The 25,691-nt window shown below is 68.5% G+C and carries 1 protein-coding gene; it reads right to left on the bottom strand.

All coding sequences use genetic code 11. The features are described from left to right. A partial coding sequence (locus ABZ909_RS41690; protein ID WP_357011602.1) for a non-ribosomal peptide synthase/polyketide synthase occupies positions 1-25,691 on the bottom strand: 25,691 nt, incomplete at both ends.

Raw genomic sequence — 25,691 nt, 5'->3', positions numbered from 1 at the left:
CGCTCGGCCGGGTGGTCGGGATCCAGCGGCACGTACGCGCCACCGGCGAGGGTGACGGCGTACATGCCGACCAGCAGCTCGAAGGAGCGGCGCATTCCCAGGGCCACATAGGAATCCGGTCCGACACCCTCGGCGATCAGGTGGCGGGCCAGCTGGTGCACGCGCGAGGCGAACTCGGCGTAGGTCAGGCTCTCACCCTCGAACACCAGCGCGGTGAGGTCGGGGGTCTGCTTCAGCTGGGTCTGGAACATCGACGCCAGGGTGACCTCCGCGTCGATCTTCTTACCGCCCAGCGCGACGCGTTTCACGTCGTACTCGGTGGCGTTCCAGCCCCGCAGCACCTGGCGGCGCTCGGCCGCGTCCAGCAACTCGATATCGCCCACCAACGCGGCCGGCTCGGCGACCACTGCCGAGAGGAAGCGCACCAGGCGCTGCCCCAAGGCGGCGATGGTGGCCGCGTCGAACATGTCGGTCGCGTAGGCGAATTCGGCGGTCATACCGTCACCGTCGGCCCGCTCGGTCAAGTTCAGTTGCAGGTCGAACTTGGCGGTGACCACGTCCAGCGGAACGCCCGCCACTTCCAGACCCGGCAGGGCGAAGCTGGCCTCACCGGTGTTCTGGAACGACAGCATGACCTGGAACAGCGGGTGCCGCGCCTGCGAGCGGGCCGGGTTGAGGATCTCCACCAGACGCTCGAAGGGCAGGTCGGCGTGGCCGAAGGCGGCCAGGTCGGTGTCCTTGGTGCGGGCCAACAGCTCGGTGAAGCGCTCCCCCGAGTCGACGGCCGTGCGCAGGACCAGAGTATTGACGAACATGCCGATGGCGTCGTCGATCTCCTGCTCACCGCGACCGGCAACAGGGGTGCCGATGGCGATGTCCTCACCATTGGACAGCCGCGCCAGCAGGCCGGCGAAGACCGCATGGATCACCATGAACAGCGACGCGCCGTGTGTACGCGCCAGGTCGTTGAGCTTGGTGAACAGTTCGGCGTCGATCGAGAACTCGTGCACCCCACCGGCGTTGGAAGCCACGGCCGGGCGCGGGCGGTCGGTAGGCAGGTCGATCTGGTCGGGCAGCCCGGCCAGCGATTCGCTCCAGTAAGCGACCTGCTGCGCGATCAGCGAGTCGGCGTCGTCCTCGTCGCCGAGGGTCTCACGCTGCCACAGCGCGAAGTCGGCGTACTGCACCGGCAGCGGAGCCCACTGCGGCACCTCGCCATTGGCCCGCGAGGCGTAGGCGACCATGACGTCACGCGAGAGCGGACGCACCGACCAGCCGTCGCCCGAGATGTGGTGCATGACGAAAACCAGGACGTACGTGGGCTGTCCGGCATCGGTGACCCGGAACAGTCCGGCGCGCACCGGCGGTGCCGCGGTCACGTCGAATCCGGTGAGGATCAGCTCGGCGACGCGGTCGCGCAGTTCGGCCTCGGTGGCATCGATGACGGTCGCGTCCAGCTGGACCTGATCCGCGGGCAGGATCACCTGCACGCCACGGCCTTCCGCGTTCTCCGGGTAGACGGTGCGCAGCACCTCGTGGTGCTCGAGCACGTCGCCGACGGCGGCCAGCAGCGCGTCCACGTCCAGCTCGCCGGTCAGGCGGACGGCGAGGGGGATGTTGTTGACGGCCGAGGCGGTGTCGAAGCGGTTGAGGAACCACATGCGCTGCTGAGCCAGCGACAGCGGGATCTCCTCGGGCCGCTCCCCCGCCACCAGGGCGCGGCGCGCCCCGGTACCCGCCTGCGCCTGGGCGCGGGCGGCCAGTCCGGCCACGGTGGGGGCGTCGAACAACGCGCGGACCGGGATCCGGGTGTCGAGGGCCTGGCCGAGGCGGGCCACTACCTGGGTGGCGATCAGCGAGTTGCCGCCGAGCTCGAAGAAGTCATCGTCGAGACCGACCCGGCCGACGCCCAGGACATCGGAGAAGGTGCCCGCCACGATCTCCTCGATCGGGGTGGACGGGGCGCGGAACACCTTGGCCTCGAACACCGGCGCGGGCAGCGCCTTGCGATCCAGCTTGCCCGAGGCATTGAGCGGGAAGGCATCCAGCACCACGAACGCGGTCGGCACCATGTAGGACGGCAGCAGGCCGCCCAGGTGCGTGCGCAGCGCCTCGGTGTCGAGGATATTCGCGCCTAGAGCGACCGGCTCGGAGGTCGGCGCGGACGCTGGAACCACGTACGCGATCAGCGCGTCACCGGTCCGATCGTCGGAGCGCAGCACCACGACGGCCTGGGCGATCGACTCGCGGGCGGTGAGCGCGGCCTCGATCTCGCCGAGCTCGATGCGCAGCCCGCGCAGCTTGACCTGGAAGTCGGTGCGGCCCAGGTATTCCAGCTCGCCGGTCCCGGTCCAGGTGACCAGGTCGCCGGTGCGGTACATGCGCGCACCGTCGCTGAAGGGGTTGGCCACGAAGCGGTCTGCGGTCAGATTCGGGTGCGCCACGTACCCGGTGGCGAGCTGATCGCCGGCCAGGTACAGCTCACCCGCGACGCCGACCGGAACCGGCCTCAGCCGTGAATCCAGCACGTAGACCTGGGTGTTGAAGACCGGCGAACCGATCGGCACCGAGACGATGTCGGCGTCGTCGACCTCGTGGTAGGTGACGTCGACCGCGGCCTCGGTGGGGCCGTAGAGGTTGTGCAGACGGGCACCGGTGAGCTCGCGCAGCCTCTGCGCCGTGGTCACCGGAAGCGCCTCGCCCGAAGCGAAGACTCGCTGCAAGGAGGTCAGCGCGGCCGTCTTGGCGGCGTCCCCTTCCAGACCGGCCACGAAGACCGACATCATCGACGGCACGAAATGCGCGGTGGTGACACCGGTCTCGATGATCAACTCGGCCAGATACGCCGGATCACGGTGACCGTCCGGCTTGGCGATGACCAGCGACGCACCGACCTGCAAGGGCCAGAAGAACTCCCACACCGACACATCGAAGGTGGCGGGGGTCTTCTGCAACACCACATCGTCGTCGAACAGCCCGTACTCGGTCTGCATCCACACCAGGCGGTTGACGATGGCGCCGTGGCTGACCGCCACACCCTTCGGGCGTCCCGTGGAGCCCGAGGTGAAGATCACGTACGCGGTGTTGTCGCCGCGCAGCGGCGCGACCCGGTCGGCGTCGGTGATCGGGGCATCGGAGTAGCTCGACAGGTCCAACTCGTCGATCAGCAGTGTGCCACCCGTCAGCTCGAAATTGTCGCGTGAGGTGGTCAGCACGCACACGGGCTTGGCCGTGTCGAGCACATACTGGTTGCGCTCGGCCGGGTGGTCGGGGTCCAGCGGCACGTACGCGCCACCGGCGACCGTGACGGCGTACATGCCGACCAGCAACTCGAAGGAACGCCGCAAACCCAGGGCCACATAGGAATCCGGGCCCACGCCCTCGGCGATCAGGAAGCGGGCCAAGCGGTGGACGCGCGAGGCGAACTCGGCGTAGGTCAGGCTCTCACCCTCGAACACCAGCGCGGTGAGATCCGGGGTCTGCTCGGCCTGGTTCGCGAACATCGACGCCAGGGTGACCTCAGCGGCGATCTTCTTGCCGCCCAAGGCGACCCGCTTCACGTCGTACTCGGTGGCGTTCCAGGACCGAAGCACCCGGCGACGCTCGGTGTCGTCGAGCAGTTCGATATCGCCCACCAACGCGGTCGGCTCGGCGACCACGGCCGCCAGCAGGCGCACCAGGCGCTCGCCGAAGCCCGCGACGGTGCGCGCGTCGAACATGTCGGTGGCGTAGGCGAATTCGGCAGCCATGCCGTCGCCATCGGCCCGCTCAGTGAGGTTGAGGTGCAGGTCGAACTTGGCGGTGACCACGTCCAGCGGCAGGCCCGCCACTTCCAGGCCCGGCAGGGCGAAGGTCGCCTCACCGGTGTTCTGGAACGACAGCATGACCTGGAACAGCGGGTGCCGCGCCTGCGAGCGGGCCGGGTTGAGGATCTCCACCAGGCGCTCGAAGGGCAGGTCGGCGTGGCCGAAGGCCGCGATGTCGGTACCGCGCACCGCATCCAGCAGCTCGCCGAAGCCGCGGCCGCCGTCCACCTCGGTGCGCAGCACCAGGGTGTTGACAAACATACCGATGGCGTCGTCGATCTCCTGCTCGCCACGGCCCGCGACCGGGGTGCCGATGGCGATGTCCCGCTCGCCCGACAGGCGCGAGAGCAGCACGGCCAGCGCCGAATGCATGACCATGAACAGGGTCGCCCCGTGCTCGCGGGCCAGGCCGTCGAGTCCGGTCAGCAGGTCGGCGTCGATCGAGAACGCGTGCACCCCACCGGCATTGGAGGCCACCGCCGGGCGGGGGCGGTCCGTGGGCAGGTCGATCTGGTCGGGCAGTCCGGCCAGTTCGTTGCTCCAGTAGGAGACCTGCTGGGCGATCAGCGAGTCGGCGTCGTCCTCGTCGCCGAGGGTCTCGCGCTGCCACAGCGCGAAGTCGGCGTACTGCACGGGCAGCGGGGTCCACTGCGGCGCAACACCATTCGAGCGGGCGGTATACGCGATCATCACATCGCGGGCCAGCGGGCGTACCGACCAGCCGTCACCGGAGATGTGGTGGACCACGAACACCAGCACATGTGTGGATGCGTCAGCGGTGCTCGACCCCCCACCCCCACCCGGAAGGATCCGGAACAGCCCGGCGCGCACCGGCGGCGCGACGGTGACGTCGAAGCCGGTGAGTACCAGTTCGGCGACGCGGTCGCGCAGCTGTGCCTCGGTCACCTCGACCACGGTCGAGTTCAGGCGGACCTGGTCGGCGGGCAGGATGACCTGCACGCCACGGCCTTCGGTGTTCTCGGGGTAGACGGTGCGCAGCACTTCGTGCCGCTCGAGCACGTCGCCGACGGCGGCCAGCAGGGCATCGGTGTCGAGGTCGCCGGTGAGGCGGACGGCCAGGGGGATGTTGTTGACGGCCGAGGTGGTGTCGAGGCGGTTGAGGAACCACATGCGCTGCTGTGCCAGCGACAAAGGAATCTCGTCGGGACGTTCACGTCGCACCAGGGCGGTACGACGGCCGGTGCCGGCCTCGACCGACAGCCGTGCGGCCAGTCCGGCCACGGTCGGGGCCTCGAACAACACGCGAACCGGGATCCGGGTGTCCAGGGCCGCACCGAGGCGGGCGGCTACCTGGGTGGCGATCAGCGAGTTGCCGCCCAGGGCAAAGAAGTCGTCGTCCAAGCCGACAGGCTGGGCCAGGCCGAGGGTCTCGGTAAAGACTCCAGCGACCAGCTGTTCGGCGTGCGATTCCGGCGCTCGGAACTCGCGCGCCTCGAATACCGGCGCGGGCAGCTGCTTGCGGTCCAACTTGCCGGAGGTGTTGAGCGGGAACGCCGCCAGCACCACGAAGGCGGCCGGGACCATGTAGGAGGGCAGGCGATCGGCCAGGTGCGCCCGAAGCGCCTCACGGTCCACCGTCCCCGCCGTCGGCACCACGTAGGCGACCAGCATGTCGCCGGTGTGCTCGGCGGTGTGCAGCACCACCACCGACTGGCTGACCGCGGCGTGCGCGGTGAGCGCGGCCTCGATCTCACCCAGCTCGATGCGCTGACCGCGGAACTTCACCTGGAAGTCGGTGCGGCCCAGGTAAACCAGCTCGGCGTCGTCGCCGCTGATGTCCCAGCGCACCAGGTCGCCGGTGCGGTACATGCGCTCGCCCGCGTCACCGAAGGGGTTGGCGACGAAACGATCCGAGGTCAGGTCCGGGCGCGCCACATAGCCGCGGGCCAGCTGGACGCCGGCGAGGTAGAGCTCACCGGCCACCCCCGGCGGGGTCGGGTGCAGGCGCGAATCCAGCACATACACAGTGCTGTTGGTCTCGGGTCGGCCGATCGGCATGACGATGCGGTCGACCTCGCCGGTGACGTCCCGGTTGGTGATGGACACCGCGGCCTCGGTCGGGCCGTACAGGTTGTGCAGCTCGGCGTCGCTCACCGCGCCGAAGGCGCGCACGGTCTGCGCGGGCAGCGCCTCACCGATCACGTACACCTGCCGCAGGGTGCGCAGCGCGGTGCGCAGGTGCTCCGGATCCAACTGTGCCGCGAAGACACTCAGCATCGAGGGCACGAAGTCGGTGACGGTGACACCGTGGCGCTCGATGACATCGGTCAGGTACGCCGGATCACGGTGGCCGTCCGGGGTGGCGAGCAGCAGGGTGGCACCGACCCGCAGCGGCATGAAGTAGCCCCACAACGACACATCGAAGGTGCTCGGCGTCTTCTGCAGGTAGATGTCCGCTGGCGTGAGCTGGTATTCCGCCTGCATCCAGTCCAGCTGGTTAACGATCGCGGCGTGGGAGACGCTGACGCCCTTGGGCTTTCCGGTAGAGCCGGAGGTGAAGATGACGTACGCCGGATGCTGCGGGTGCAGCGGGGCGAGGCGTTCGGCATCGGTCACCGGGCCGTCGGAGAGCTCCGACAGATCGGCGGTGTCGACCTCCAGCACGGTGCGAGCCGCACTGTCGAAGGGTGACCGAGAGGTGGTCAGCACGCACACCGGATTGGCGGTGTCGAGCACGTGGGCGATGCGCTCGGCGGGCTGGTCGGGGTCGACCGGCACGTACGCGCCACCGGCCGTGACCACCGCGTAGGCGGCGACCACGAACTCGATGGAACGCCGAATGTGCAGGGCGACCAGCGATTCCGGTCGTACTCCGGCCTCGATGAGGCGGCGGGCCAGGCGGTTCACCCGGCCGGCGAACTCGCCGTAGGACAGTACTGTCCCCTCGAAGCCGAGGGCGGTTGCCTCCGGCGTCCGCGCGGCCTGCGCCTCGAACAGCGCGACCAGCGACTCCCCGGCGTCGGCGGAGACCGCGCGCAGGGCGGGAGCCTCGGCGGAGGTGTCGTTCCAGTCGATCAGCACCTGATCGCGTTCGCCGACGACCAGCAGCTCCAGATCGCCGACGGCCTGTTCCGGCTGCGCGGCAATGGCCTTCAGCAGCAGGTTGAACCGTTCCGCGAAGCTGGCCATGGTGGCCGGGTCGAACAGGTCGGTGGCGTAGATGAGTTCGGCGTTCATGCCCGACAGCGCGGGGCCATGGCCGGTCGCGTCGGTCGTGCCGAGCTGCTCGGTGAGGACCAGCTGCAGGTCGAACTTGGCGGTGTCGATCGGCAGATCCACGGCGCTGACGGTCAGGCCCGGCAGTTCCAGTTCGGTGATGCCGGTGTTCTGGAACGAAAGCATGACCTGGAACAGCGGGTGCCGGGCCTGTGAGCGGGCCGGGTTGAGGATCTCGACCAGGCGCTCGAAGGGCAGGTCGGCGTGGCCGAAGGCCGCGATGTCTGTGCCGCGTACCGCATCCAGCAGTTCGGTGAAGCCGCGGCCGCCGTCCACCTCGGTGCGCAGCACCAGGGTGTTGACGAACATGCCGATGAGGTCATCGAGGGCGCGCTCGCCACGGCCCGCGATCGCGGTGCCGATGGCGATGTCCCGCTCCCCCGACAGACGTGCGAGTAGTACCGCCAGCGCGGAGTGGATGACCATGAACAGCGTCGCGCTGCGGGAGCGGGCCAGTTCGGCCAGCGCCGTGTGGGTTTCGGCGTCAACGCTGAACATATGGGTCGCGCCGCGCCCCGAGGCCATCACGGGCCGCGGCCGATCCGAGGGCAGGTCCAACTGATCGGGTAGGCCCGCCAGCTCTTCGCGCCAGTACGAGATCTGCTGGGAGATCACGGATTCGGTGTCGCGTTCGTCGCCGAGCACCTCGCGCTGCCACAGCGCGTAGTCGGCGTACTGAACATCCAGCGGACGCCAGCCCGGTTCGCCGCCCTCGACACGAGCACCATAGGCGGTCATGACATCCCGGGTAAGCGGGCCCATGGAGAAACCGTCAGCGCTGATGTGGTGCACCACCAGCGCGAGCACGTGCTCGGTGGGGCTGATCTCGAACAGCCGCGCCCGGAACGGCACCTCGGTGGTGACGTCGAAGCCTGTCAGCAGGAACTCCGAGAGTGCCTGTGGCAGTCCGGCTTCGGTGACCTCGACCGGGGTCAGGTCCGGGATGACCTGCCTGGTGGGCACGATCTCCTGGAACGCCCGGCCGTTGATCTCGGGGAAGCGGGTGCGCAGCGACTCGTGCCGCGCCAGCACGTCGGCCACGGCGATCTGCAGGGCCTGGCGGTCCACCAGACCCGACAGGCGCACGGCCGCCGGGATGTTGTCCACGGCCGATTCGGGATCGAACCGGTTGAGGAACCACATGCGCTGCTGGGCCAGCGACAGCGGCAGCCGCTCCGGACGCTGCTGCGCGACCAGCGGCAGGCGAGCGCCGGTGCCGGAATGGGTTTCAACGCGCGCCGCGAGACCGATGACGGTGGACGCCTCGAAGATCTCGCGCACGCCGACCTGCGCTTCCAACGCTGCCGACAGCCGGGCGGCGACCTGGGCGGCGATGAGCGAGTTGCCGCCGAGGGCGAAGAAGTCGTCGTCGAGACCGATCCGCTCCAGGCCGAGGACCTCGGCGAAGACCTGCGCCACGATCTGCTCGACCGGGGTGACGGGGGCGCGGAACACCGCGGCCTCGAACACCGGCGCGGGCAGCGCCTTACGATCCAGCTTGCCGGAGGCGTTGAGCGGGAACTCCTCGAGCGCCATCAGGATCGACGGCACCATGTAGGACGGCACGCTCTCGCCGAGCTCGACGCGCACCTTGTCCACGTCCACGGTGTGACCCACGGCCGGGATGACGTAGCCGACCAGCTGGTCACCGGCGTGCGGGTCGTTGCGGACCACGACCACCGACTGGGCGATGGAATCCAGTGCGGTCAGCGCGGATTCGATCTCGCCGAGCTCGATGCGCAGACCACGCAGCTTCACCTGGAAATCGGTGCGGCCGATGTACTCGAGCTCGCCGTCGGCGTTCCAGCTGACGAGGTCACCGGTGCGGTACATGCGCTCGCCGTCGGCGAAGGGGTTGGCCACGAAGCGATCCGAGGACAGGTCCGGTCGCGCGACATAGCCGCGCGCCAGCTGCACACCGGCGAGGTAGAGCTCGCCCGCGACGCCGACCGGTACCGGCCGCAGTCGCGAATCGAGCACGTACACCTCGGTGTTGAACACCGGGCGCCCGATCGGGACGATGTCGACATCGGCGTCCACGACCTGGTGGTAGGTGACGTCGACGGCGGCCTCGGTCGGTCCGTACAGGTTGTGCAACTCGGCCCCGGTCAGCTCGCGCAGCTTGTACGCGGGTTTGGGCGCGAGCGCCTCACCGGAGGCGAAGACCTTGCGCAGGCTGGTGCAGCGCGCGGCGGCTTCCTCCGCGACGAACACCGCGAGCATGGACGGCACGAAGTGGGTGACCGTCACGCCTTCGCGGGCAATGAGTTCGGCGAGGTAGGCCGGGTCGCGGTGGCCTTGGGGCTTCGCGACGACCAGCTGCGCGCCGATCTGCAAGGGCCAGAAGAACTCCCAAACGGACACGTCGAAGGTGGCCGGGGTCTTCTGCAACACCACATCGTCGCCGGTCAAGCCGTACTCGCCCTGCATCCACACCAGGCGGTTGACAATGGCCGAGTGCGGCACGGCCACACCCTTCGGGCGGCCGGTCGAACCGGAGGTGAAGATCACGTACGCGGTATTCGACTCCCGCAGTGGTGCAACCCGGTCCGCGTCTGTCAGCGGCGCGCCCGAGTGGTTGCTCAAATCCAGCAGGTCGACGCGGACCTGTGCGGTGTTGATCTGAAGATCTTCGCCGGAGGTCAGCACGGTCACCGGGTCGGCAGTGCTCAGGATGTACTCGATGCGCTCGGCCGGGTGGTCCGGGTCCAGCGGCACGTAGGCGGCACCGGCCACGGCGACGGCGTACATGCCGACCACCAGGTCGATGGAGCGCCGCATACCCAGCGCGACATAGGATTCCGCGCCGACGCCGCGCTCGACGAGCCAGCGCGAGAGGCGGTGTACCCGTTCGGCGAACTCGGCGTAGGACAGACTTGTTCCCTCGAAGCTGACCGCGGTCGCGTCGGGGGTCCGCTCGACCTGCGCCTCGAACAGCGCGACCAGGGTGGTCGCGGCATCGCCGGACATTGCGCGCGGCATGTCGGAACGGTCGCCGGCTGCAGGGGCGCTCCCGGCCACGCTGAACTCACCAGCGGAGAGCGCTCCCCACAGCTCGGCGGCGGAGGCCGCGGACAGTGCCGTCGAGGTGAGCTCACGCAGCACCGGGCTCAGATCGAATGCGGTGTCGTTCCAGGTGGTGACGACCAGCTCGCGCTCGGCGGCGTCGAGCAGCTCGATATCGCCCACGGCCGCAGCGGGTTCGGTGGTGATGGCGGTCAGCACCCGGATCAGGCGATCCGCGATGCGCTGCACCGTGGCCTCGTCGAACAGGTCACGCAGGTACCCGGCGCGGATGCGCAGGCGGGTGTCGAGCTGGGCGATCAGGGTCAGCGGGTAGTGGGTGGCGTCCGCGGCGTCCAGACCGGTGACGGCCATGCCGTCGATATCGGCGGCCTGCGACCGGATGCCTTCCGCGTCAACGGGATAGGACTCGAACACGACCAAGGTGTCGAAGAGTCCGCCAATGCCCGCGGCGGTCTGGATGTCGGCCAGGCCCACGTAGTGGTGGTCGAGCAGGTCGGCCTGCTCGCCCTGGGTGCGGGTGAGCAGCGAGCGCGCCGACTCGGCCGGGTCGAAAGCGACCCGCACCGGGACGGTGTTGATGAACAAACCCACCATCGACTCGACGCCCGACAGCTGTGCCGGTCGACCGGACACCGTGGTGCCGAAGAGCACGTCCTCGCGGCCGGTGAGGCGGCCGAGCAGGATGCCCCACGCCACCTGCAGCACGGTGTTCGGGGTGACGCCGATCTCGGCGGCCAGGCTGGTCAGGCGCGCGGTCGCGGCCTCGTCCAGGTCGAAGAAGTACTCGCCGGACAGGGCGGTGATCTCGCGGCCCGGGTCCGGACGCGTCAGCAGCGTCGGCTCGGAGACGCCGAGCAGCGAGCGCTGCCAGGCCGCGATGGAGGCCGAACGGTCTTGCTGGGCAACCCATTCCAGGAAGTAGCGGTAGGACCGCACTGGCGGCAGCACCGCGGTGTCGGAGTGCGTGGCGTAGAGCACCAGCAGGTCCTGCATGAGCAGCGGCATGGACCAGCCGTCGAGCAGGATGTGGTGGTTGGCCACCGCCAGCTGCCAGCGGTCGGCCGCGATCTGGACCAAGGTGAAGCGGATCAGCGGCGGCTCGGTCAGATCGAAGCGCTCGACCCGGTCCGCGGCGATGATGTCGGACGCGTCGCCGGTCTCCGTGCGGTCGTGCACCGTGAACGCGGCGCGGACAGCATTGAGGACCAGCTGGACCGGGGCGCCCGACGCGTCGGAAACGTAGGCGGTGCGCAGGATCTCGTGACGGTCGATGAGCGCTTGAGCGGCGATGCGCAGGCGGTCGGCCTCCACGCGGCCCTCGAGGGTGAGCACCGCCTGGGCGGTGTACACGTCCACCGAGGTGGCCGCCAGCTGCGCGTGAAAGAGCAGACCGGCCTGCAACGCGGCCAGCGGCCAGACCTGGTCGAGCTCGCCGAAACGCCGCTCCCAGCCATCGATATCGTGCTGGGTGACCCGGACCAGGCCGAAGTCCGAGGGAGTGTGACCCCCCGCGCCGGCCGATTCGGCATGGCGGGCCACAGCTTCCAGCGCCGTGACCCAGAACCTACCGAACTGCTCCACCTCATCAGCACTGAGCAGCGTGCTCGGGTAGCCGATCTGTGCGGTCAGGGCGTCCCCGGCCACGATCGCGTTGATGTCGATCGGAGCCATGGCGGGCATGTCGGCGTCGTACGCGCCGGCCAGGTCCGCGAGCTCGGGAGCCGGGATCCAACCGAAACCGCGCAACGCTTCCGGCACATCGGCGTCATTGACCCGACCCAGGTAATTGAAACTGACCTGACCCGGCAACTGCTTGGGCAGCTGAGAAGCGGTCTCGGAGTTCATGTACCGCAACAGGCCGTAACCGATGCCCTTGTCCGGCACCGACAGCAACTGCTCCTTGACTGACTTGATCGCCAGACCCATGGCGGGACCACCGGTGAGCGCGGCGTCCACGTCGATCCCCGACAGGTCGAAACGCACCGGGAAGATGGCGGTGAACCAGCCGACCGTGCGCGACAGGTCGGCACCCGGCACGACCTCTTCCTCGCGGCCGTGGCCCTCCAGGCGAACGAGGGCAGACCGCTCCCCGCGAATGCCCTTGGCGTCGCGGAACTTCGCGACAGCGAGAGCCAGCGCGGTCAGCAGACCATCGTTCACACCGCCGTGGAACAGCGCCGGGACAGTAGTCAGCAGCGCCTTGGTGGCCTCGGCCGACAGCTCGACACGGTGCTTGGCGATCGTCGCGGTGACATCCACAGTCGGATCCATGGCGCGCTCGGACAGCAGCGGGTCCGGGCTCTCGACAACGGTGCGCCAGAACGCGAGTTCGGCCACGCGTTCCTCGGTGGCGGCCTCACGCTCGAGGGCGTGCGCCCACGTGCGCATGGACGTCGCGGGAGCAACCAGCTCGGGGGTCTGTCCGGCGGAGATCTGACCCCACGCGGTCACGAAGTCCGGCACCAGGATTCGCCAGGTGACACCGTCGACCACGAGGTGGTGGGCGGCGACCACGAGACGACCAGCGCGGGAGGCGTCGGACGGCTCGAGCCATACGAACCGGATGACTTGTCCCGCAGCCGGGTCCAGCTTGTCGAGAGTGGCATCCAGTGCGGCCGTGGCGATCTCGACCAACTGCTCATCGCTGACGCCCGCGTCGAACTCGGTGCGGTCGATCAGCGAGTCCGCGTCGATCGTTCCCGCAGCAGCGGTTTCGACGATCCAGTCGGCGTCCGGCACCCGGCGCAAGCGCGCCCGCAGCATGTCGTGGCGGTCGATGACCGCACCGACGGTGGCCGCGATGCCCGCCCGATCGATACCGATCGGCAGTTCCAGCGCCATGGACTGGTTGAAGCGGCCGAACTCGCCCGACCGTCCCGCCATGAACCGCACCACCGGGGTCAGCGGCATGACGCCCACACCACCGCCAGGCAGCTCGGTCAGCCGCGGAGCCGAATCGCCCTGGCCGTCCGTGGTTTCCGCGACGGCGGCCAGGCCGGAGACGGTGCGCTGTTCGAACACGTCGCGCGGGCTGAAGACCACGCCGCGTGCCTTGGCCCGCGACACCAGCTGGATGGAGACGATGGAGTCACCGCCGAGGGCGAAGAACGAGTCGTCGATACCGACCCGCTCCAGGCCGAGCACTTCGGCGAAGACCTCGGCGATGGTCTGCTCGAGGGTGTTGCGGGCGGCCCGGAAGACCACCTCGGTGGCGAAGACCGGTTCGGGCAGGGCCCGGCGGTCCAGCTTGCCGACCGGGGTCAGCGGCACCCGGTCGATCACCATGACCGAGGACGGGACCATGTAGGCGGGCAGGCGGCCCTCGACGTGCGCGGTCAGCGCCGCCACATCGATCGAATGCCCCGGCGTGGCAACGACGTAGGACACCAGCGCGGTCGCGCCCGCAGCGTTCTTGTGGCCGACGGTGACCGCGAAGTCGACGGATTCGTGCGAGGCCAGCGCCGCGTCGATCTCACCGAGCTCGATCCGGAAACCGCGGACCTTCACCTGGAAATCGGAACGGCCCACGTACTCGACCAGACCGTCCGCGGTCCAGCGGACCACGTCACCGGTGCGGTACATCCGCTCGCCATCCACGTACGGGTTGGCGACGAACCGATCAGCGGTCAGACCCGGACGGGCGTGATAGCCACGCGCCAGCTGGATACCCGACAGGTACAGCTCACCCGCGACACCCACCGGCACAGGTCGCAGACGGTTGTCGAGGATCAGCGACTGCATACCGCGGATCGGGCCACCGATGGTGACCAGATCACCCGGCACCAGCGCATCGCTGATGTTGGTCATGATCGTGGTCTCGGTCGGACCGTAACCGTTGTGGAAGGCACGAATCGTGCCGTCCGCCAACGGCACCGCCCACTTCTGGACCAGATCGGCGGGCACCGCTTCACCACCGGCGACCAGGACGCGCAGCGAGTCCTGTCCCGCCGGTCCGAAGGTCGACAGCGCGGCCGGGGTGATGAACGCGTGGGTGGCCTGCTCGCGGCGGATCAGCTCGGCGAGCTCCTCACCGCCGTAGGTGCCCGGCGCCACGACCACCAGGGTGCCGCCCTTGCCGATGGCCAACAGGAATTCCAGCATCGACGCGTCGAACGACGGCGACGCGAAATGCAATGCACGCGACGAGGAATCGAGTGCGTACCGCTCGGCCTGTTCGACCGTGAAGTTGGCCAGACCGGCGTGGGTGACCACGACACCCTTGGGCACACCGGTCGAACCGGAGGTGTAGATGACATAAGCCGGGTGCTCCGGACGCAGCGGGCGGACCCGCTCACCGTCGGCGATCGCGGTGTCCGCGAACGCGTTCAGCTCCAGCTCGTCGAGCACCAGCCACTCAACCGAGTCCGGCATGTCCGCACGCACCGACGCCACGGTCAGACCGACCGGCGAACCGGAATCAGTGACCATGTGCGCGATACGGTCGGCCGGGTAGTTCGGGTCCACCGGCACGAACGCGGCACCGGTCTTGGACACCGCCCACTCAGCGAAGTAGGAGTCCTCCGAACGCGGAACGGCGACGGCGACCAGATCCTCGGTGCCGATGCCGCGCTCGATGAGCAAGCGCGCCAAACGGTTCGAGCGCGAATCCAGCTCACCGTAGGACAGACTCCGCCCCTGGAACACCACCGCGGGCGCGGCCGGATCGATGGCGACGGCATCCGCGATGAGCTCCGGCAGCGTGCGCGCCGGAACGGCGGGCAGACCGAACCGGGCCACCAAATCGGTGCGCTCGTCCTGATCCAGAATGTCGATCGCGCCGACACCGATCTCCGGGTTGGCCGCGACGGCTTCCAGAACCCGCAGCCAGCGCTGCGCGAATCCAGCAGCGGTGGCCTCGTCGAATAGGTCGGTGGCGTAGGTGAGCGCCAACATCATAGCTGTGCCGGATCCCGCCCTGCCCACGCCCGAGTCCTGCTCCGACAGCGTGAACTGCAGATCGAAGCGCGAGATGTTCTCCGCGAGGTCCAGGGTGCTGACGGTCAGGCCGGGGAGTTCGATGCTGGTGCGGTCCAGGTTCTGGAATGCCAGCATGACCTGGAACAGCGGGTTGCGGGCCTGCGAGCGCTCAGGCGCGAGCAGTTCCACCAGCCGCTCGAACGGCACGTCCGCATTGCCGAAGGCATCGAGATCGGTGTGCCGCACCCGATCCAGCAGATCGGTGAACGACTCGGCCGGATCGATACCGGTGCGCAGCACCAGCGTGTTGACGAACATGCCGACCAGATCGTCCAACGCGGCCTCACCACGACCGGCGACCGCGGTACCGACGGCGATGTCATCGCCACCGGACAAACGGGCCAGCAGCACCGCCAGCGCGCTGTGCATGACCATGAACAGCGACGAACCACGCTGCCGGGCAACGCTTTCCAGACCAGAGATGAGTTCTGGCGAGAGAGTCTGGGTCAGGGTCGCACCGCGATGCGAGGCGATGGCCGGACGCGGGCGGTCGGTCGGCAGCGCCAGCTCGTCGGGCACGCCGCCGAGCACCCGCTGCCAGTAGGCGACCTGCCGCGCCATGATCGAGGACGAATCCTCCTCCGAGCCCAGCACTTCGCGCTGCCACACCGCGAAATCGGCGTACTGCACCGCCAGCGGGGCCCAGCCGGGCACCGCGCCCTGGGTGCGGGCGGTGTAGGCGACCATGACGTCACGGGCCAATGGCGACATGGAGAAGCCGTCACCGGCGATGTGGTGCACGACCACTACCAGCACATGCTCGGTGGCCCTGTAGGCAGCAGCATGACGAGAGTCGGTCACCCGGAACAGGCGAGCCCGCAGCGGAACCTGCTCGGCCACGTTGAAGCCCAGCGTCGCGAACGCGGTGACCGTGGCGGTCAGATCCGCGGCCGCGACCGTGACCGGGCGCAGGTCCAGGGCGAGCTCCTCGGCGGCGACGACCACCTGCATCGGCGTGCCGCCGTGCTCGGGGTAGCGGGTGCGCAGCGACTCGTGGCGGCGGACCACGTCCGCGACCGCGAGTTCCAGTGCGGCGGTGTCGAGTTCACCGAAGCGCGGGTCGACGGAGCGCAGACGGATCGCCAGCGGCAGGTTGTAGGCCGCCGAGGAGGTGTCGTACTGGTTCAGGAACCACATACGCTGCTGCGCGAACGACAGCGGCACCAACTCCGGCCCGTCACCCTGCGCCTTCGGTGCACGGACGCGGGCCACCAGCTTGGCGCGGGACCCGCCGTCGGCGTGCGATTCGATACGGGCCGAGAGGGATTCGACGGTGCTTGCCTCGAACAGGGTGCGCACCGCGACAGTGGTATCGAGGGCCGAGCCGATCCGCGACACCACGCGGGTGGCGATGAGCGAGTTGCCGCCCAGGTCGAAGAAGTCGTCATCCAGACCGACTCGCTTCACGTCGAGGACCTCCGCGAAGACGCCCGCGACGGTCTCCTGCACCGGGGTCTCCGGCGCGCGGAACGCGCGCGTCTGCGCGGCCGGCGCGGGCAGGGCGCGGCGGTCCAGTTTGCCGTTGACGGTCAACGGAATCCGGTCGAGCACCACGATGGCCGACGGGACCATGTAGGACGGCAACCGCTCCGCCGCGCCGTCACGGACGACGTCGGCTGTGAACAAGACGCCGTCCGTCGTCATGTCGCGGGCCGCCGCGATCGGCACCACATAGGCCACGATGCGCTGATCGCCGGGCTGGTCCTCGCGCACGATGACCGCGGCCTGCGCGACACCGGCCTGCGCCAGCACTGCCGCCTCGATCTCACCGAGTTCGATACGGAAGCCGCGGACCTTGACCTGGTCGTCGGCGCGGCCGAGATATTCGAGCTCGCCGAAGCGGTTCCATCGCGCCACGTCACCGGAGCGGTACAGGCGCTCGCCCGGCGTGCCGAACGGGCTGGCCACGAAGCGGGTTGCCGTCAGGTCGGGACGGCCCAGGTAGCCGCGCGACAGCTGCGGTCCGGCCACGTACATTTCGCCCGCGACACCGACCGGCACCGGGTGCATGCGGTCATCGAGGACATGGACACGCAGGCCCGCGACGGCTCGGCCGACAATGGAACCGGCTGCGGCCGCGATGGTCTCGGCATCGAGCACGCGCAGCGACACGTGCACGGTGGTCTCGGTGATGCCGTACATGTTCACCAGGTACGGTGACGAATCGCCGTGGCGGTCCATCCAATCCGACAAGCGACGCAGTTCGAGAGCCTCACCGCCGAAGATCACGTAGCGCAGCGCCAAGGCGTCGTCGCTCGCGGCGATCCGATCGGCCTCGGCCAGCTGGTAGAACGCCGACGGGGTCTGGTTGAGGACCGTGACCCGTTCGCGGCGCAACAGTTCCAGGAACTGCTCAGGCGAGCGCGAGACGTAGTAGTCGACCACGACGAGCTTGCCGCCGTAGAGCAGCGGACCCCACAGCTCCCACACCGAGAAATCGAAGGCGTAGGAGTGGAACAACGTCCACACATCGTCGGGTCCGAAACCGAACTCGCGATCGGTGTTCGCCATCAGGCGCACCACATTCCGGTGCGCCACGGCCACGCCCTTGGGGCGGCCGGTGGAACCGGAGGTGTAGATGACGTAGGCGACGTGGTCCGGGTGCAGCGGCGAGCGACGGTCGGCGTCGGTGACGGGCGCGTCGGCCGCGTCCTCGATGTCGCCCGCTTCGAGCGAGAAGCCGTCCAGCAGAACGGTGTTCAGCTCGACCGGCAGTTCCACCTGCACGGTCGAATCCGTGATCACGCTCGTGGGCTTCGCATCGGAGAGCACGAAGGAGATGCGGTCGGCCGGGTAGGTTGGATCGATCGGCACGTAGCCCGCACCGCTCTTGATCACGGCCAGCAGCGCCACGACCAGGTCCGCCGAGCGCGGCAGCAGCACCGCCACCAGCGACTCGGGGCCCGCTCCCTCGGCGATCAGCCTGCGCGCCAGCACATTCGCGCGCCGGTCCAGCTCGAAGTAGGTGAGCTCCTCGTCGCCGAAGCGTACGGCGACGCGCTCCGGGTTCGCGGCGGCGGCCAGGTCGAACAGGCTCGACAGGGTCGCGTCGGAGTTCGCGAGCGGGCTCATGATGGCAACCAGCGGATTGGTCAGCACCTCGGCGGCCCCGCCCAGCGCGGCCAGTATGTCGGCCTTCGTCGCGTCCGCAACGTCTTCGCCGACCGCCGACCCCGTGTCGGCGACCGCAGCGCGTGCGGCATGAGCGAGCACCTGCAGGTCCTCGCCCGCGGAGACCCAGTGCTCGGTCACATCGTGGCGCTCGCTCTCGCCGAGCAGATCAATGTCACCGAGCAGTGCGGCCGGGTCCTCGGCCACTGCGCGCAGGATGCGCACCAGGCGTTCGGCGAAGGATACGACGGTCTCGACGTCGAACAGGTCCGACGCGTAGTTCCACGACAGGCCCAGCGAGCCGTCGGCGCGCTCGCTCACGGTGAGTTGCACGTCGAACTTGGCGGTGCCCGGATCGAATTCGACGACCTCGAGGTCCAAGCCCTCCAGCGACACCGCCTGCGCGTCCTTGGCGCTGGCAGCCTCGAAGGTCAACGCCACCTGGAACAGCGGGTGATGCGCCTGCGAACGCACCGGGCTCAGCACATCCACCAGCCGCTCGAACGGCACATCCGCGTGCGCGAAGGCGGCCAGGTCGGTGCGACGCACCTGAGCCAGCAGATCGCGGAAGGCCGCGTCCGGGCGCACCTCGCTGCGCAGCACCAGGGTGTTGACGAACATGCCGACCAGGTCATCGAGCGCACGTTCGCCACGGCCCGCGATCGGGGTACCGATGGCGATATCGGTGGCACGCGACAGACGCGCGGCCCAGGTCGCCAGGGCGGCATGCACGAGCATGAACAAGGTGACGTCGTGCTCACGGGCCACACCAGTCAGGGCGCGGTGCAGCTCGGCGTCGATCGAGAAGTCGTAGCTGCCACCGGCATTGGTCGCGATCTCCGGACGCGGCCGATCGGCGGGCAACTCGATCTGCTCGGGCAAATCAGCCAACTGAGCGGTCCAGTAGGCGATCTGCTGGGCGGCGAGCGACTCGGAATCGGTTTCCGCCCCGAGGATCTCACGCTGCCACAGCGTGTAGTCGGCGTACTGCACCGACAACGGCGACCAAGCCGGGACCTCCCCGGTGGCACGGGACAGGTAGGCGGTCATCACATCCCGCAGCAACACCCTGAGCGAGAAGCCGTCGGCGCTGATGTGGTGCAGCACCAGCACCACCACGTGCTCGTCCGCTCCCAGATTCAATACCGTGACGCGGAAGGGCACCTCGCGGGTGACGTCGAAGTGGACGCTCGCCAGCCGGATGACCCGTGCGACCAGTTCTTGGGCGCTCACCGTTTCCGAGCGCACCTCGAACCCGACCTCGGCGGGCGGCAGGATGCGCTGGTAGCCGTCGCCTTCGATCTCGGGGTAGACCGTCCGCAGCGATTCGTGCCGCGCCAGCACGTCGCCGATCGCGGCGGTGAAGGCGTCGAGATCGACTGTGCCGGTGAGCTTCAGCGCCACCGGGATGTTGTTGACCGCGGTGCGATTGTCGAAGCGGTTCAGGAACCACATGCGCTGCTGCGCCAGCGACAGCGGCACCAGCTCCGGGCGCTCCTGCGCGACCAGCGCCGCGCGCGCACCGGTGCCGACGCGCGATTCCAGCCGTGCCGCGAGCGTGGCCACGGTGGTGGCCTCGAACAGGGTGCGCAGCGGGATGTCGGCGTCGAGGGCGGCGGACAGGCGCGCGATCACCTGGGTGGCGATCAGCGAGTTGCCGCCGAGTTCGAAGAAGTCGTCGTCCAGGCCGACCCGGTCCAGGCCGAGGACATCGGCGATGGTGCCCGCGACGGTCTGCTGGACAGGGGTTTCCGGGGCGCGGAAGGCCCGGACCGCGAAGGTCGGGGCGGGCAGCTGCTTGCGATCCAGCTTGCCGGAGGCGTTGAGCGGGAAGGCGTCCAGCACCATGAACGCGGCGGGCACCATGTACGCCGGAAGCTGCTCGGCGACAGCGTCCTTCACAACGTCGACATCGAGCCCGCCATCGGCGGCGACCAGGTAGGCGACCAGCTGGTCGCCGGTGCGCTCGTCGTGCCGGACCACGACGACCGACTGCGCGATCGACGGCAGTGCGGTGAGCGCCGCCTCGATCTCGCCGAGCTCGATGCGCAGACCGCGCAGCTTGACCTGGAAGTCGGTGCGGCCCAGGTAGTTCAGTTCACCTGTCCCGGTCCAGGTGACCAGGTCGCCGGTGCGGTACATGCGCGCGCCGTCACCGAACGGGTTGGCCACGAAGCGGTCCGCGGTCAGGTCCGGCCGTGTCACATACCCGGTGGCCAACTGATCGCCCGCCAGGTACAGCTCACCCGCGACACCCACCGGAACCGGCCGCAGCCGCGAATCCAGCACGTAAGCTTGCGTATTGAAGTGCGGCGCACCGATCGGCACCGAGGTCAGGTCGGCGTCGGTGACCTCGTGATATGTCACATCGATCGTCGTTTCCGTCGGGCCGTACATGTTGTACAACCGCGCGCCTGTCAACGCACGGAATTGCTGGGCGGCCGAGGCCGGAAGAGCCTCGCCGCCGGCGAATACCAGGCGCAGAGAACGAGTCTCCGGCGCCTGGCCCACGGTGAGGTACTGCTGCAGCATCGACGGCACGAACTGCGTGACGGTGACCTGTTCGGCGGCGATCAAACGTGCCAGGTACAACGGGTCGCGATGTCCATCGGGCTTGGCGACGACCATCCGCGCGCCAACCTGCAATGGCCAGAAGAACTCGCCCAATGACGCATCGAAACTCACGGGCGTCTTCTGCAGCACCACATCGTCAGCGGCGAGACCGAACTGAGCGTGCATCCACACCAGTTGATTCACGATGGCCTGATGGCTCACCGCCACGCCCTTGGGACGCCCCGTCGAACCAGAAGTGAAGATCATGTAGGCGGTATTGGCCGCCCGGAGCGACGCCACTCGGTCGGCATCGGTCACCACAGCGCCGGAACGATCCGACAGATCCAGCTCATCGATCCGAACCAGGGGCCATTCGACATCTTCGAGGCCGGATGCTGAGGTCAGCACACAGATCGGCTGGGCCGTCTCGAGAACGTATCGGGTGCGCTCAGCCGGATGTTCGGGATCCAGGGGCACAAACACACCGCCCGCGACGCTGATCGCGTACATACCGACCACGAGGTCGATGGACCGCTGCATGCTCAGCGCCACCGGGGTCTCGGGTCCGACACCCGCCGCGATCAGCCAGCGTGCGAGTCTGCGCACCCGATCCGCGAACTCGGCGTAGGACAGACTTGTCCCCTCGTAGGTGATAGCCGTCGCTTCGGGAGTCAGGGCGACCTGCGCCTCGAACAACGAGCCCAGTGTCGCGCCGGAATCCTCGGACACCGTGGGCAATATCGCGTCGATCGGGTACTTGGTCTCGTTCCAGACCTCGAGTACCAACGCCTGCTCGGCATCAGCCATCAGCGGCAGATCGCCCACGGGCGTAGCCGGATCCGTGGCGACCGCGGCCAGCAGATGCAGGAATCGCTGTGCGAACGTCTCCGCGAACTGGGTATCGAAAAGATCTGTGGCGAACACCAATTCGGCAGCCATGCCCGCGCCGCTGCCATCTATCAGTGACAGCTGCAGATCGAATTTCGCTGTCTGATAGTCCATCTCGACTTCATTGACCGTCAGATCAGGCAATGTCAGCTCGGTGTGGCCCACATTCTGGAACGACAGCATCACCTGGAACAGCGGATGGCGTCCTTGCGATCGCACCGGGTTGACCATCTCGACCACTCGCTCGAACGGCACGTCGGCGTGCGCGAACGCACCCAGATCCCGGGCGCGAACTTGCGCCAGCAGACCGGTGAACCGCTCCCCCAGATCGACGGTCGTCCGCAACACCAACGTGTTGACGAACATGCCGACCAGATCGTCGAGAGCCTGCTCGCCACGGCCGGCAATCGGCGTTCCGACCGCGATGTCCGCTGTGCCACTCAAACGTGACAGCAGCACCGCAAAAGCAGTCTGCACCACCATGAACAGGGTCGCGCCCTCCCTATGCGCGACCTCGTTCAGGACATCGATCGTCTCTCCGGGCACGCGGAACCGCAGCAGACCCGCACGATTGGACGCAACTGCTGGACGCGGCCGCATCGACAGCCGCAGCTCGTCCGGGATTCCGGCCAGCGCATCCCGCCAATAGTCGAGCTGCTGGGAAATCAGCGAAAGCTCATCGCTTTCCGATCCGAGTACCTGTCGCTGCCACAACGTGTAATCGATGTACTGGACCTCGAGCGGCGCCCAACCCGGCTCGACACCCATCACCGCGGCGGCGTAGCCGGCAACCAGATCACGCACCAGCGGCCGTATCGAGAAGCCGTCGACCGCGATGTGGTGAGCCGACAGCACCAACACGTGCTCGGAGGAATCCAGACGCAGCATGCGCAGCCGAACCGGCAATTCAACCGTCACGTCGAAGCCACGACCAACGAGCTCGGCTACCACGCCGGGCAATCCGCCCTCGGTGACGTCGATGACCTCGAGCTCCGGCACGGCGCGGCCGGCGGGCAGCACCTTCTGGTAGGCGACGCCCTCGTGCGAGGGGTAGAGGGTGCGCAGCGACTCGTGGCGGGCGATCACGTCGGCGATCGCGCGGCGCATGGCGTCGAGATCCAGTGCGCCGGTCAGCCTTACGGCCGCGGGGATGTTGTTGGCGGCCGATTCGGGATCGAACCGGTTGAGGAACCACATGCGCTGCTGGGCGAGCGACAGCGGCGGGTACTCGGGCCGGGTCTGCACCGTGAGCGCTTGGCGCACACCGGTTCCCGCGTGCGACTCCGCACTCGCGGCCAGTGCCGCCACGGTCGGGGCCTCGAACAGCACGCGCACGCCGATCTCGGCGTTCAACGCGGCCGACAGGCGCGCCACGACCTGGGTGGCGACCAGCGAGTTGCCGCCCAGTTCGAAGAAGTCGTCGTCCACGCCGACGCGCTCGACGCCGAGCAGGTCGGCGAAGATCTGGGCGATGATCTCCTCGATCGGGGTCGAGGGGGCGCGGAAACGCTTGGCCTCGAACATCGGAGCGGGCAGGGCCTTGCGGTCCAGCTTGCCCGAGGCGTTCACCGGGAAGGCGTCGAGCACCACGATCGCGGCCGGGACCATGTAGGCAGGCAGCGAACTGCCGAGTCCGGCCTTGATGGCGTCCGGATCCGGAGCGGTCTCGGGATCACGGGCCACATAGCCGACCAGCTGATCACCGGCATTGGGGTCGTCACGCACCACCACGACCGACTGCGCGACACCCGGCTGCGTCAGCAGCGCGGCCTCGATCTCCCCCAGCTCGATACGCTGACCGCGCAGCTTCACCTGGAAGTCGGTGCGGCCCAGGTAGTTCACCTCGCCGTCGGCCGTCCAAGCGACCAGGTCGCCGGTACGGTACATGCGCGAACCGGGCGCGCCATACGGGTTGGCGATGAAGCGGTCAGCCGACAGGCCCGGGCGATCCAGGTAGCCGCGGGCCAGCTGTGCACCTGCCAGATACAGCTCGCCCGCCACCCCCGGCGCTACCGGGTGCAGCCGCGCGTCCAGGACCAGAGTCTGGGTGTTCCACACCGGACGGCCGATGGGCACGAACACCGTGTCGGAGTCCACGACCTCGTGGTGGGTCACCTCGACCGCGGCCTCGGTGGGGCCGTACAGGTTGTGCAGCTCCGCGCCCGTCAGCTCCTTGAGCCGCTGCGCGATCGGCGCGGGCAGTGCTTCACCGGAGGCGAAGACGCGCTTCAAATTCATGGTCGCGGCTTCGGACTCGCCGATGGTCGCCACGAAGACCGACATCATGGACGGCACGAAGTGCGCGGTGGTGATGCCCTCCGAGGTGATCAAGAGGGCCAGATACAGCGGATCGCGATGCCCGTCGGGCTTGGCCACGACCAGGCGCGCGCCCACCTGCAGGGGCCAGAAGAACTCCCACACCGACACGTCGAAGGTGGCCGGAGTCTTTTGCAGCACAACATCATCCGTACCGATCGGGTAGCTGTGCTGACCCCATCGCAGCCGGTTCATGATCGAACGGTGTTCCACCGCGACACCCTTGGGGCGGCCGGTGGAGCCGGACGTGAAGATCACGTAGGCGCAGTGTGCGGGCAGCACCGGCCCGCCGCGCTCAGCGTCGGTGATCGGCGTGTCCGCATACGCCTCGAGATCGAGGGCGTCGATCTCGAGCACCGGCACATCGCGGCCGGTGACGAAGTCGTCGCGGCCGGTGGTCAGGATGGCGACCGGGCGCGCGGTGTCGAGCACGTAGTCGATGCGCTTCCCCGGCTGGTCCGGGTCCAGCGGCACGTACGCGCCACCGGCAGCCAGAATGGCGTACATGCCCACCACCAGCTCGGTGGAGCGCTGAATCGCCAGTGCGACACGGGTTTCCGCGCCGACACCCTGGGCGATGAGCTTGCGAGCCAGCCGGTACACGCGTCCGGCGAACTCGCCGTAGGACAGAGTTGTCCCCTCGAATGTCAGCGCGGGTGCATCGGGCCTGGTCACCGCCTGCTGCTCGAACAGCGACAGCAGCGTCTCGGTGGCACCCGCGGGCAGCGTGGACGCCACGTCGAACGCGGTGTCGTTCCATGCGTCGAGGACCTGTGCACGCTCGTCGGCGACCAGCAGATCGATATCGCCCAGCGGGGCGTCCGGGTTCGCGACCACGGCGGCCAGGATCAGATCCAACCGGTGCGCGAACGCCTCGATGGTCGGCTCGTCGAAAAGGTCGAGCGCGTAGGAGATCTCGGCGGACATGCCCGCGTTCTCCCCACGGTCGTCCTGGGCCTCCTGCAAGGTCAACTGCAGATCGAACTTGGCCAGCCGCGCGTCGTAATCGATGCCGTTGACCGACAGACCCGGCAACTCCAGACTGGCCTGGCGCGTGTTCTGGAAGGCCAACATGACCTGGAACAGCGGATGCCGAGCCTGCGAACGGGCCGGGTTGATCACCTCGACGAGACGCTCGAACGGCACGTCCGCATGCGCGAAAGCATGCAGGTCGGCGTCGCGGGAACGGGCCAGCAGATCGGCGAAGATCTCGCTGCCGTCCACCTCGGTACGCAGCACAAGAGTGTTGACGAACATGCCGATCAGGTCGTCGAGCGCCGCCTCACCACGACCGTGCACCGGGGTACCGATCGCGATGTCGGAGGTACCCGACAGCCGAGCCAACAGCACCGCCAAAGCGGAGTGCATGACCATGAACAGCGACGCATTGTGGCGGCGGCCCAGATCCACCAGCGCCTGCTGGGTCTGCGCCGAAATCGCGAACGGATAGGTGCCACCGCGGTAGCTGGCCACCGCCGGACGCTGCCGATCCGCCGGCAGCACCAACTCGTCGGGCAGGTCGGCGAGCGCGTCGGTCCAGTAGCGGATCTGCTTGGCGATCAGCGAATCCGGATCGTCCTCGGAGCCGAGCACCTCGCGCTGCCACAGCGCGTAATCGGCGTACTGCACCGGCAGCTCCGCCCAGGCCGGGGCCTCCCACGAGGTGCGGGCGGCGTAGGCCACCATGACGTCGCGGGCCAGCGGGCCCATGGACCAGCCGTCGGCGCTGATGTGGTGGACCACCATGCCGAGGATGTACTCGGACTCGCTGATCTC

The organism is Nocardia sp. NPDC046763 (assembly GCF_040645495.1).
Taxonomy (GTDB): Bacteria; Actinomycetota; Actinomycetes; order Mycobacteriales; family Mycobacteriaceae; genus Nocardia.
The sequence above is the reverse complement of the archived record's forward strand: the minus strand, read 5'-3'. Positions and strand labels throughout refer to the sequence as shown.